Source organism: Pseudomonas azerbaijanoccidentalis, from assembly GCF_019145495.1.
Taxonomy (GTDB): domain Bacteria; phylum Pseudomonadota; class Gammaproteobacteria; order Pseudomonadales; family Pseudomonadaceae; genus Aquipseudomonas; species Aquipseudomonas azerbaijanoccidentalis.
This window is the reverse complement of record NZ_JAHSTU010000007.1, coordinates 14,922-27,227: the sequence shown is the minus strand read 5'-3', so window position 1 is coordinate 27,227 and position 12,306 is coordinate 14,922. Positions and strand designations below refer to the sequence as shown.

The 12,306-nt window shown below is 57.8% G+C and carries 10 protein-coding genes, 3 tRNA genes and 1 riboswitch; of the genes, 11 read left to right on the top strand and 2 right to left on the bottom strand.

What is annotated here, in order from left to right; all coding sequences use genetic code 11:
- Positions 1-156 precede the first annotated feature (156 nt).
- Genes astB through astE form a run of 3 tightly spaced genes read left to right on the top strand, consistent with a single transcriptional unit; the run spans position 157 to position 2,877 of the window.
- Positions 157-1,503 carry an N-succinylarginine dihydrolase gene (gene astB / locus KVG88_RS21365; RefSeq protein WP_217872689.1) on the top strand — a complete coding sequence of 449 codons (1,347 nt, stop codon included), beginning with the start codon at positions 157-159 and terminating at the stop codon, positions 1,501-1,503.
- A gap of 60 nt (positions 1,504-1,563) precedes the next feature.
- A complete protein-coding gene (locus KVG88_RS21360; protein WP_150604280.1) occupies positions 1,564-1,854 on the top strand; it encodes a topoisomerase II in 291 nt (96 codons plus the stop codon).
- 12 nt (positions 1,855-1,866) lie between these two features.
- Positions 1,867-2,877, top strand: a complete 1,011-nt coding sequence (gene astE, locus KVG88_RS21355; protein ID WP_150705115.1) for a succinylglutamate desuccinylase — start codon at positions 1,867-1,869, stop codon at positions 2,875-2,877.
- A 110-nt stretch (positions 2,878-2,987) separates the two neighbouring features.
- Here astE and KVG88_RS21350 read toward each other — a convergent pair whose 3' ends face one another.
- Entirely contained in the window at positions 2,988-3,500 is a 513-nt protein-coding gene (locus KVG88_RS21350) for a 6,7-dimethyl-8-ribityllumazine synthase (RefSeq protein ID WP_150705114.1), read from the bottom strand.
- Positions 3,501-3,602: 102 nt separating this feature from the next.
- Positions 3,603-3,773, bottom strand: a riboswitch (FMN riboswitch).
- 196 nt (positions 3,774-3,969) lie between these two features.
- Between KVG88_RS21350 and ltaE the strand changes: the two genes are divergently transcribed.
- From ltaE to KVG88_RS21315, 7 genes are all read left to right on the top strand, one after another.
- Positions 3,970-4,974, top strand: a complete 1,005-nt coding sequence (gene ltaE, locus KVG88_RS21345) for a low-specificity L-threonine aldolase (protein ID WP_217872688.1) — start codon at positions 3,970-3,972, stop codon at positions 4,972-4,974.
- A 146-nt stretch (positions 4,975-5,120) separates the two neighbouring features.
- Complete coding sequence (alaS, locus tag KVG88_RS21340; RefSeq protein WP_217872687.1) at positions 5,121-7,739, top strand: alanine--tRNA ligase; 2,619 nt, start codon at positions 5,121-5,123, stop codon at positions 7,737-7,739.
- Positions 7,740-7,830: 91 nt separating this feature from the next.
- Positions 7,831-9,072, top strand: a complete 1,242-nt coding sequence (locus tag KVG88_RS21335) for an aspartate kinase (protein WP_150705111.1) — start codon at positions 7,831-7,833, stop codon at positions 9,070-9,072.
- A 187-nt stretch (positions 9,073-9,259) separates the two neighbouring features.
- Positions 9,260-9,448: a carbon storage regulator CsrA gene (gene csrA / locus KVG88_RS21330; protein ID WP_002554426.1), complete on the top strand. Its 189-nt coding sequence runs from the start codon at positions 9,260-9,262 to the stop codon at positions 9,446-9,448.
- A gap of 62 nt (positions 9,449-9,510) precedes the next feature.
- Positions 9,511-9,601: transfer RNA gene (locus tag KVG88_RS21325), tRNA-Ser, on the top strand.
- 107 nt (positions 9,602-9,708) lie between these two features.
- Positions 9,709-9,785 (top strand) — tRNA-Arg (locus tag KVG88_RS21320).
- 71 nt (positions 9,786-9,856) lie between these two features.
- A tRNA-Arg gene (locus tag KVG88_RS21315) sits at positions 9,857-9,933 on the top strand.
- A gap of 19 nt (positions 9,934-9,952) precedes the next feature.
- On the opposite strand, the gene KVG88_RS21310 is transcribed toward KVG88_RS21315, so the two are convergent.
- On the bottom strand, positions 9,953-10,474 hold the full coding sequence (locus KVG88_RS21310; protein WP_150705110.1) for an outer membrane protein assembly factor BamE: 522 nt from the start codon (positions 10,472-10,474) through the stop codon (positions 9,953-9,955).
- Between the two features lie 320 nt (positions 10,475-10,794).
- Here KVG88_RS21310 and mgtE point away from each other — a divergent pair, with 320 nt between their 5' ends.
- Complete coding sequence (gene mgtE, locus KVG88_RS21305; protein WP_150705109.1) at positions 10,795-12,237, top strand: magnesium transporter; 1,443 nt, start codon at positions 10,795-10,797, stop codon at positions 12,235-12,237.
- Positions 12,238-12,306: the final 69 nt, after the last annotated feature.

Sequence of the window (12,306 nt, the reverse complement as noted above, 5' to 3'; positions counted from 1 at the left end):
CGCCAGCAGGCTGGCTCCCACAGGTTCGGCGGTGTTCACACATTATGTGTACGACGCAATCCACTGTGGGAGCCAGCCTGCTGGCGATGGCCGCACCCCGGTCTCAAATCCAGTTACTGAAGCCTATAACAACAGAATTCTCGTGGAGCCTCGCTGATGAAATCCTATGAAGTCAATTTTGACGGTCTAGTGGGGCCGACCCATAACTACGGCGGCCTGTCCTACGGCAACGTCGCGTCCCAGAGCAACAGCCAGCAGTCTTCCAACCCCAAGGAAGCTGCGCTGCAAGGCCTGGCGAAGATGAAAGCGCTGATGGAAATGGGTTTCCAGCAGGGCGTACTGGCACCGCAAGAGCGCCCGGATGTGGCTGCACTGCGTCGCCTGGGCTTTGCCGGCACCGACGCTCAAGTGATCGAACGCGCCGCCAAAGAAGCTATGCCGCTGCTGGTCGCCAGTTGCTCGGCGTCGAGCATGTGGGTAGCCAACGCCGCCACCGTAAGCCCGAGCGCCGACACCGCTGACGGCCGCGTGCATTTCACCGCCGCCAACCTCAACTGCAAATACCACCGCAGCATCGAGCACCCGACCACCAGCCGTGTGCTGGGGGCGATGTTCGCCGATCAGCAACACTTCGCTCACCACGCCGCATTGCCGGCCGTGGCACAGTTCGGCGACGAAGGCGCGGCCAACCACACGCGTTTCTGCCGTGAGTACGGCGACGCCGGCGTTGAATTTTTCGTGTTCGGCCGCAGCGCGTTCGACACCCGCTACCCGGCGCCGCAAAAATACCCGGCGCGCCAGACCCTCGAAGCGTCCCAGGCCGTGGCCCGTTTGCACGGCTTGAGCGATGACGGCGTGGTCTACGCCCAGCAGAACCCTTCGGTGATCGACCAGGGCGTTTTTCACAATGACGTGATCGCAGTCGGCAACGGTGAAGTGCTGTTCTATCACGAGGACGCGTTCCTCGAGACCGAGAAAATGCTCGCTGAATTGCAGAGCAAACTCGCCAAGGTCGGTGGGAAATTTCAGTCCGTGTGCGTTCCGCGTTCCGCGGTAACCGTGGAAGACGCCGTTCGTTCCTACCTGTTCAACAGCCAATTGCTGTCGCGTCCTGACGGCTCGATGCTATTGATCGTGCCGGAAGAATGCCGTGGCAACGAACGCGTCTGGAACTACCTGCAAGGTTTGACCAGCTCCGGCGGCCTGATCCGCGAAGTGAAAGTCTTCGATCTCAAGCAGAGCATGCAGAACGGTGGTGGCCCGGCTTGCCTGCGACTGCGCGTCGCGCTCAACGAAACCGAACTGGCGGCGGTCAACCCAGGGGTTATCATGACGGCACCGTTGTACGGCACTCTGACCGAATGGGTCGAGAAGCACTACCGCGACCGCATGACCGAAAACGATCTGGCGGACCCGCAATTGCTGCTTGAGTGCCGGACGGCACTGGATGAACTGACGCAAATCCTTAAACTGGGCGCGGTTTATCCATTCCAGATCAATTGATCGACGGCGCGCGGTCTCCCATGGCAGTGCGTCGCTTCATCTCAAACGAGAGCGTAAAAAATGAGTGATTCCCTGCAGCTGATCCTTGAAGACACCGACGGCACGCAACTGGAGACTTCCTGCACCCGTGTTGCGGTCCTGTGGCAAGGCAAAGAGCTGTGGATCCAGCAGGACGGCCGTGGCCAATTGCTGATCGGCGTGGACGTCGAAGAAGGTGATGCCGAATACGCCAACCTGCTGTTGCGCCCATTGGCGACTAATCTGGTAAGTCTGCAACTGGAGATGGAACCGGCTGAAGTCGGCGACGACGAGGACCACGTCCACGGCCCGGATTGCAATCACGACCACTAAGGAAACCGCTCTATGCTCGCCCTCGGCAAACTGCTTGAACTGACCCTCGCCGGCCGCGAACCGGCGGAGAAGACTCAACTGACTGTCGAAGGCGTGCGGATGCGCTGGTTGAGCGAAGGTGCGCTGGAAGTCCGGCCACCTGAAGCTCGCGACAATGGCCTGGACCTGCTGCTGTCGGCGGGGATCCACGGCAATGAAACGGCGCCGATCGAGCTGCTTGATCGCCTGTTGCATGACATCGCCCGCGGCGACCTGAAACCGCGCGCACGTATTCTGTTCCTGTTCGGCAACCCCGAGGCGATTCGCAAAGGCGAGCGTTTCGTCGAGCAGGACGTCAACCGGCTGTTCAATGGCCGTCACGAACAAAGCAGCGGCTCCGAAGCCCTGCGCGCTTGTGAGCTTGAGCGGCTGGCAGCGAGTTTCTTCAGCCTGCCGGATCGCCAGCGCCTGCACTACGACCTGCACACCGCGATTCGTGGTTCGAAAATCGAGCAGTTCGCCTTGTACCCGTGGAAGGAAGATCGCCAGCACTCGCGTCAGGAACTCGCTCGCTTGCGCGCATCGGGCATGGAAGCGGTGCTGCTGCAGAACAAACCATCCATCGTGTTCAGTTCTTACACCTACGACAAGCTCGGCGCTGAGGCCTTCACGCTGGAGTTGGGCAAGGCGCGGCCATTCGGGCAGAACGACGGGGTCAACGTTTCGCTGCTGGAGACGCGTCTCAAACAGATCATTAGTGGCACCGAGCCGGAAATCACCGAAGCATCACTGGATGGTTTGCAGCTGTTCAGCGTGGCGCGGGAGATCATCAAGCACAGCGACAGCTTCCGCCTGAACCTGCCAGTGGATATCGAGAACTTTTCGGAGTTGGAGGTGGGCTATTTGTTGGCGGAAGACATCGCCAATACCCGCTGGATCATCGAAGAAGAGGGCGCCCGGATCATCTTCCCGAACCCCAAGGTGAAGAACGGCCTGCGCGCCGGCATCCTGATCGTGCCGACCACCGACGAAAACCTGGCCTGACACAGTCCCTGTAGGAGCTGCCGAAGGCTGCGATCTTTTGATCTTGATTCTTGCAGATCAAAAGATCGCAGCCTCGTTGCACTCGTCAGCTCCTACAGGGTTTTGCGGGCTTAGACGGCTACCGCACGCGGCTCGGTGCGACGTAGCGAGCGGATCTTCATCAGCGTATCCGCACACGTCTTCGCCGCTTCCTGGCCTTTGTGCACGAAGTGATCGAAGAAGAACTTGTGATGCAGTTCTTCGCCGGCATGGAAGTGGTGCGGGGTCAGGGACACCGAGAACACCGGCACTTCGGTTTCCAGCTGAACCTGCATCAGGCCGCTGACAACCGATTGGGCGACGAAATCGTGACGGTAGATGCCGCCATCCACCACGAGGGCTGCTGCGACGATGCCTGAATAACGACCAGTCTTGGCCAGCAACTTGGCGTGCAGGGGCATTTCAAAGGCGCCGCCCACTTCGAAGAAATCGATGTCGGACTCTTGGTAACCCTGGGCAATCATCTCGGCGAGAAAGCCTTTACGGCTCTGATCAACGATATCCTTGTGCCAGCAGGCCTGGATGAACGCAACGCGCTCGCCCTGATGGTTTTTGCTTTTGCTGTCGATTGCGGTGGGTTGCATGTTCTGACTCCTGTTTGTGTAAAAAACAGGGCATATGAATCGAATGGGATTTAAGGGTATGCACGCCGGCACGAATGCCTGCGGACGGCCCTTTGGCGCCAATCCCGTTCTCTCTTCATCCGGACTATGACCGTCGGCCCCGGGATCACACCGGGTCTGCTGACCTTGCCGCCAATCACCGCCGAAACAGTGTCGCCGCCAAGCGCTCGCGGGCTATGCGCATTGCGCGCAATTACCGCCGGTGGGGAGTTGCACCCCGCCCTGAGAACGTTTTTGCCGCCAGAATGTTTGGCGGCGCAGCGTTTTTATCACATATTTCCTACGCGTGCATCGATGCTTTCAGATGATTGTCATCGAGTATTTCGCTGTATTAATGGGCATTATCCGTGCGCAAGGGTTGAATATTCACCGGCATGACCGCAGTAATTCTTTCTGAAAGGGATTTCCCCTGCTTACCGAGGCCAGATTCATGAGCGTTATCGATCTTCGCAGCGACACCGTCACCCAACCTACCGCCGGCATGCTCGACGCGATGACCACCGCCACCACCGGGGATGACGTTTATGGTGAAGATCCGACGGTCAACCGCCTGGAAACCGAACTGGCCAAACGCCTAGGTTTCGCCGCCGCCCTGTTTGTGCCGACCGGCACCATGAGCAATCTGCTGGGCTTGATGGCCCATTGCGAACGCGGCGACGAATACATCGTCGGGCAGCAGGCCCACACCTATAAGTACGAAGGTGGCGGGGCGGCAGTGCTCGGTTCGATCCAGCCGCAGCCGCTGGAAGTGCAGGCCGATGGTTCGCTGGACCTGGCGCAGGTCGCCGCCGCGATCAAACCGGACGACTTCCATTTCGCCCGCACTCGTCTGCTGGCGCTGGAAAACACCATGCAAGGCAAGGTTCTGCCACTGGAATACCTGGCCCGGGCGCGTAGTTTCACCCGTGAGCACGGGTTGCAGTTGCACCTGGATGGCGCACGGCTCTACAACGCAGCGGTCAAGCTAGGCGTTGATGCGCGGGAAATTGCTCAGCATTTCGATTCCGTCTCGGTGTGCCTGTCCAAAGGCCTGGGCGCGCCAGTGGGTTCGGTGTTGTGCGGCTCGGCTGAGTTGATCGCCAAGGCCCGGCGCTTGCGCAAGATGGTCGGCGGCGGGATGCGCCAAGCCGGGATTCTCGCGGCGGCAGGCCTTTATGCACTGGATCACAACGTTCAGCGCCTGGCCGACGACCACGCCAATGCACAGTTGCTGGCTGAAGGCTTGCGTGAGGCGGGCTACGAAGTCGAGCCGGTACAGACCAACATGGTTTACGTCTCAATGGGCGACAAGGCCGAGGCGATCAAGTCGTTCGCTGCCGAACGAGGCATCAAGCTCAGTGCCGCCGCTCGTCTGCGCCTGGTGACGCACATGGACGTCAGCCGGGCGCAAATCGAGCAGGTCGTCGCGACATTCGTCGACTTTTCGCGCAAGTGATAGCGTTAGCCGTCCAATTGACCGTTTCTATCGTATAAACACGCTGTACCCCGCGCGCAGGGCCGATATAATGCGGCCCTTTGCCGTCGCTTCGTCTGTTGACGTTTCGAACAGGCCTTTGGCCGCAGCCTCCGTGGAAGAACCTAATGAAAAGCGCAGAAATCCGTGAAGCCTTCCTTCGCTTCTTCGAAGAGCAAGGCCACACCCGTGTAGCCTCCAGCTCTTTGATTCCGGGCAACGACCCAACCCTGCTGTTCACTAACGCGGGGATGAACCAGTTCAAGGACTGCTTCCTGGGCCAGGAAAAGCGTGCATACACCCGCGCCACCAGCAGCCAGAAATGCGTGCGTGCCGGTGGTAAGAACAGTGACCTGGAAAACGTCGGTTATACCGCTCGTCACCACACATTCTTCGAAATGCTCGGTAACTTCAGCTTCGGTGACTATTTCAAGCACGATGCGATTACCTTCGCCTGGACCTTCCTGACCGGCGTTCTGAAACTGCCGAAGGAAAAACTCTGGGTCACCGTCTACGCCTCGGACGATGAAGCGTATGACATCTGGACCAAAGAAATCGGCGTGCCGGTCGAGCGCATGATCCGCATCGGCGACAACAAGGGCGCGCCATACGCGTCCGACAACTTCTGGACCATGGGCGATACCGGCCCGTGTGGCCCATGCACCGAGATTTTCTACGATCACGGCGACCACATCTGGGGCGGTCCACCGGGCTCGCCTGAAGAAGACGGCGACCGCTACATCGAGATCTGGAACAACGTATTCATGCAGTTCAACCGCACCGCCGATGGCGTGTTGCATCCGTTGCCAGCGCCATCGGTCGATACCGGCATGGGCCTGGAGCGGATCAGTGCGGTGATGCAGCACGTCAACTCCAACTACGAAATCGACCTGTTCAAGAACCTGTTGAGCGCGTCTGCCGCGGCGATCGGTTGTGAAAATGGCGATCAGTCTTCGCTGAAAGTTGTTTCCGACCATATCCGTTCGTGCGGTTTCCTCATCGCTGACGGTGTTCTGCCGTCCAATGAAGGCCGGGGCTACGTGCTGCGCCGGATCATTCGTCGTGCTTGCCGCCACGGTAACAAGCTGGGCGCCACCGGTAGCTTCTTCTACAAGATCGTTGCTGCACTGGTTGCCGAGATGGGCGAAGCGTTCCCGGAACTGAAAAAGCAACAGAGCAACATCGAGCGCGTACTCAAGGCCGAAGAAGAACAGTTTTCCAAGACTTTGGAGCACGGCCTGAAAATTCTGGAGCAGGACCTGGCCGAACTCAAAGGTACCGTGGTGCCGGGCGACGTGGTGTTCAAGCTCTACGACACTTACGGTTTCCCGATGGACCTGACCGCCGACATCGCCCGCGAGCGCGAGCTGACCATCGACGAAGTCGGTTTCGAACGTGAGATGGAAGCCCAGCGTGTTCGTGCGCGTTCGGCCAGTTCGTTCGGCCTGGACTACAACACCCTGGTCAAGGTTGACGTGGCCACCGAGTTCACCGGCTACACCGATACCCGCGGTTCGGCAAAAATCGTTGCCCTGTACAAAGACGGCCAATCGGTCGACGTACTGAGCGAAGGCGATGAGGGCGTGATCGTTCTCGACAAGACGCCGTTCTACGCCGAATCCGGCGGTCAGGTCGGTGATTGCGGTTACCTGCAGGCTGGCAATGCCCGTTTTGACGTGCGTGACACCACCAAGACCGGCGGCGCGTTCCTGCACCACGGCGTGCTGGCCTCGGGCAGCCTGATCGTTGGCGCTCCAGTGGAAACCCACGTCGAGGCTGACGTGCGTCACGCCACTTCGCTGAACCACTCGGCCACCCACTTGCTGCACGCTGCATTGCGCAAAGTGCTGGGCGAGCACGTTCAGCAGAAAGGTTCGTTGGTCGACAGTCAGCGCCTGCGTTTCGACTTCAGCCACTTCGAAGCGATCAAGCCTGAGCAGATCAAGGCACTGGAAGACATCGTCAACGCCGAGATTCGCAAGAACTCTGCCGTTGAAACCGAAGAAACCGACATCGAAACCGCCAAGCAAAAAGGTGCCATGGCGCTGTTCGGCGAGAAGTACGGCGACAACGTGCGCGTGCTGAGCATGGGTGGCGACTTCTCCGTCGAGCTGTGCGGCGGTATCCACGCCAACCGTACCGGCGACATCGGCCTGCTGAAAATCATCAGCGAAGGCGGTGTGGCTTCGGGTGTGCGTCGTATTGAAGCCGTCACCGGCGCTGCGGCACTGGCTTACTTGAACGCAGCTGAAGAACAACTCAAGGAAGCGGCCACCCTGGTCAAGGGCAGCCGCGACAACCTGATCGACAAGCTGTCGGCTGTGCTGGAGCGCAACCGTCTGTTGGAGAAGCAACTCGAGCAGTTGCAAGCCAAGGCTGCCAGTGCGGCGGGCGACGATCTGTCGTCTCAAGCGCTGGACGTCAAGGATGTGAAAGTGCTGGCCGTGCGTCTGGACGGTCAGGACGGCAAAGCGCTGCTGGCGCTGGTCGATCAACTGAAAAACAAACTCGGCCGCGCAGTGATCCTGCTCGGCAGTGTCCATGAGGAAAAGGTCGTTCTGGTTGCAGGCGTAACCAAAGACCTGACTGGCCAACTCAAAGCCGGTGATTTGATGAAGCAAGCCGCTGCGGCAGTGGGCGGGAAGGGCGGTGGTCGTCCAGACATGGCGCAAGGCGGCGGTACCGACGCCGGCGCACTGGATGCAGCACTGGCTCTGGCCGTTCCGTTTGTAGAGCAGGGTTTATAAGGCAGTGCCTCCGGCCCGCAGTCTAGTGGCGGGCCGGAACGCTGTTTGAGTGATTATTTGGGCGCCCTTCATGGGCAGAGGCGGCTTTGAAATGGCTTTGATCGTACAGAAATTTGGAGGCACCTCGGTCGGCACTGTCGAGAGAATCGAGCAGGTCGCCGACAAGGTTAAGAAATTCCGCGATGCCGGCGATGACCTGGTGGTTGTGCTGTCTGCAATGAGCGGCGAAACCAACCGTCTGATCGATCTGGCCAAGCAAATCAGTGGCGAAGATCAACCGGTTCCCCGTGAACTGGATGTGATCGTTTCCACCGGTGAGCAGGTGACGATTGCACTGTTGGCCATGGCGTTGATGAAGCGCGGCGTGCCAGCGGTGTCCTATACCGGTAACCAGGTTCGAATTCTGACCGATAGCGCGCACAATAAAGCGCGTATCTTGCAGATTGATGACCAGAAGATTCGCGGTGACCTGAAGGCCGGTCGCGTGGTGGTTGTCGCCGGTTTCCAGGGCGTTGACGAGCACGGCAACATCACCACCCTCGGTCGTGGCGGCTCCGACACCACCGGTGTGGCGCTGGCAGCAGCCCTGAAGGCTGATGAATGCCAGATCTACACCGACGTCGACGGTGTTTACACCACTGACCCGCGTGTGGTGTCAGTGGCCCAGCGCCTGGAGAAGATTACCTTCGAAGAGATGCTGGAAATGGCCAGCCTCGGTTCCAAGGTGTTGCAGATCCGAGCGGTCGAGTTTGCCGGCAAGTACAACGTCCCGCTGCGCGTATTGCACAGCTTCAAGGAGGGTCCGGGCACCCTCATTACTATTGATGAAGAGGAAACCATGGAACAGCCGATCATTTCCGGTATCGCTTTCAACCGCGATGAAGCCAAGCTGACCATCCGTGGCGTGCCAGACATCCCGGGCGTTGCCTTCAAGATTCTCGGCCCGATCAGTGCCGCGAACATCGAAGTCGACATGATCGTGCAGAACGTTGCGCACGATAACACCACCGACTTCACCTTCACCGTGCACCGCAACGACTATCAGGCGGCGCAAGCCGTGCTGGAAAAAACCGCGGGCGAGCTGGGTGCCCGTGAAGTTGTCGGCGACACCAAGATCGCCAAGGTATCGATCGTCGGCGTTGGCATGCGCTCTCACGCAGGCGTAGCCAGCCGTATGTTCGAATCCCTGGCCAAGGAAAGCATCAACATCCAGATGATCTCGACTTCGGAAATCAAAGTCTCCGTAGTGATCGAAGAGAAATACCTGGAACTGGCTGTGCGCGCCCTGCACACAGCTTTCGAACTGGACGCACCGGCCCGCCAGGGCGAGTGATGCGTTTGCCAAAGGGCGCGGTCTGACCGCGCCCTTTGTTTTTTTGAAAGGCGCGACCCTCAGGCTGTTCTTTTGCTCGCGCTAGTCAATACTCAGGCATGTAGGACTTCGGCCGGTTTGGCTGTAGGTCGAGTGCCTTTTTTTTGCAGACTGTTGTCCCTGAAATGTAAGGCGTGAGGAGAAAGGTATGCTGATTCTGACTCGTCGGTGCGCAGAAAGCCTGATTATTGGTGATGGCGAAATCACCGTAACCGTGCTCGGCGTCAAAGGAAATCAAGTGCGTATTGGGGTCAACGCCCCGAAAGAGGTAGCTGTCCACCGAGAGGAAATCTACCTGCGCATCAAGAAAGAGAAGGACGAAGAACCAAGCCATTAATTTTTATCGTTTTTTATGTTTGCAAACGGGGAAGAAGCTGGTTAATATACGCCCCGTGTTGCGGAGAGCTGGCCGAGTGGCCGAAGGCGCTCCCCTGCTAAGGGAGTACACCTCACAAGGGTGTCGGGGGTTCGAATCCCCCGTTCTCCGCCATTATTTGCTTAGTACGTTGTAATCTGGCTTCTTCGGTAAGTTGTTGAAATTACTAGAAAAAGTGTTTGACATAGAGATTAGACGGCCTATAATGCGCGGCAACAAATGCACTCGTAGCTCAGCTGGATAGAGTACTCGGCTACGAACCGAGCGGTCACAGGTTCGAATCCTGTCGAGTGCACCATTTAAGAGTTGTTTGCAGTGATGCGAATAACTTGGCTTCAACCAGTTGTGACCTGGTATAAAAACACAAATGCACTCGTAGCTCAGCTGGATAGAGTACTCGGCTACGAACCGAGCGGTCACAGGTTCGAATCCTGTCGAGTGCACCATACAACAGAAAGCCCGCATTTAATGCGGGCTTTTTGCCGTCTGGGATTTGGCTTTTCCTTTCGTGCATCCTCTTTCATCGAATTCGATTTGTGCGCGGCGTCCTCGCTTGCTTTCGTAGCGATAGCTCGTACTCGAATTGCGAATACTGATCGTGTCTGGCTTGCCTAGCGCACTTTCGACATCCTGCTGGCTCATGCCGGCGACTACTCGCTGATTGATGATCGCTTCACGCCGTTCTCTGGCGCTGATCAGATTCCCGCAGCCGTCTTCGCTCTTTCCGACAATGGTTGGGTTGCTTCCTTTGCTTTTTGAACCGGATGAGGCGCGAGACTCGGGCCCGGGCATGAGGGCGAGTGGTTCGGTACCTGGCGAATACGTACGGACTTCGTGTATCGAAAGGCTCTCATCAGCTGTACAGCTGAGGGTTGTGAAGGTGATGCGCCCGTTGGTTGCTTCGCATCTGTGGATGGTGGTGGCGGCTGCCGTCGCCGTTTTGCAGAGCAGGGCGATCAGTAACAAATAGCGTACGTAAGCTGACATCAAGCGTCCTCCATGACGATTTCTTTTTAGCGTAGTCGTCACCTTTTGCTCGGGTCGTGTGTTTTCTTTTCAGGATGCGTCGTCGTACTTTGAAGGATCAGGACAGTGCTCAAGTTTGTCTTGCAAGCGCTTGTTTCAGCCGCGATTTTTTAACATTTCAAACCGCCAAGCGGTGTATCATTGCGCCCGTCAGCCCCGCCGGGGCTTGTGGAATACCTCCATGGACTTACCCAGTAGTTACTCAAAACCCCGTTTTTCCAATCATGAATTGACTGATTGATCCTTCCGGCGTGCCCCGCTGCTGGGAGTGGAGTTCGCCTATGTCTGAAGTTGAAGTAAAGAAAACACAAGAAAGCTTGCAGGACCGCCTGGCTCAAGTAGTTGAGCTGTTGCAGCGTCAGCGAGTGGTTGAAGACCTGACCCATCGCCAGGAAGGTCCGCATCATGACCGGGTCGAGAACCTGGTCCACCGGCAGAACCTCGTCGAGTTGCAACGCAAGCTCGATGATCTGCACTCCGCCGACGTCGCCTACATCCTTGAAGCTCTGCCGCTGGACGATCGTCTGACGCTTTGGCAGTTGGTAAAAGCCGATCGCGACGGCGACATTCTTCTCGAAGTATCCGATTCCGTTCGTGAAACCCTGATCGCCGATATGGACGATCATGAGCTCCTGGCTGCGGCCAAGGACATGGATGCCGACGAACTTGCTGACCTGGCTTCCGAGCTGCCGCGAGATGTCGTCCATGAGCTGATGGAGACCCTGGATAACCAGCAGCGCGAGCGTGTGCGTTCAGCCCTTTCCTATGATGAGGAGCAGGTCGGTGCGCTGATGGACTTCGAGATGGTGACGATCCGTGAGGATGTCAGTCTCGAGGTGGTGTTGCGCTACCTGCGTCGCCTCAAAGAATTGCCGGGTCACACGGACAAGCTATTCGTTGTTGATTATGACGGCGTCCTCAAAGGCGTGCTGCCAATCAAGCGCTTGCTGGTCAACGATCCGGAAAAGCAGGTTTCTGAAGTCATGGCCAGCGATCCGGTGAGCTTTCATCCGGATGAAGATGCCTACGACGCTGCGCAGGCGTTCGAGCGTTACGACTTGATTTCGGCGCCCGTCGTCGACAAAAACGGCAAGCTGATTGGTCGACTGACCATCGATGAAATGGTCGACCTGATTCGTGAAGAGAGCGAAAGCGAAGTTCTCAACATGGCGGGTCTGCGTGAAGAGGAAGATATTTTCGCGTCAGTCTGGAAGTCGCTGCGCAACCGTTGGGCCTGGCTGGCCGTGAACCTGATCACCGCTTTCGTGGCCTCTCGAGTGATTGGCCTGTTCGAAGGCTCCATCGAGAAGCTAGTGGCGTTGGCAGCATTGATGCCCATCGTGGCGGGTATCGGTGGTAACTCTGGTAACCAGACCATCACCATGATTGTTCGCGCCATGGCGTTGGACCAGGTGAGCACAGGTAATACCTCGCGGCTTATGCGCAAGGAATTGGCGGTTGCACTGATTAACGGTGTGATCTGGGGAGGGGTTATTGGTGTTGTCGCGTATCTGCTTTATGGGAGTTGGTCCCTGGGCGTGGTAATGACGGCCGCCATGACGCTTAACTTGCTGCTCGCAGCGTTGATGGGGGTTTTGATTCCGATGACACTGGCGCGCCTTGGGCGCGACCCTGCGATGGGAGCCAGCGTCATGATTACTGCCATGACTGACAGTGGGGGCTTCTTCATTTTCCTGGGGTTGGCAACGATCTTCCTGCTGTAGTTTTTCTGATAAAAAAACCCGCCAATTGGCGGGTTTTTTTTTGCCTGAAATTCAGGCAAAAAAAAGCCA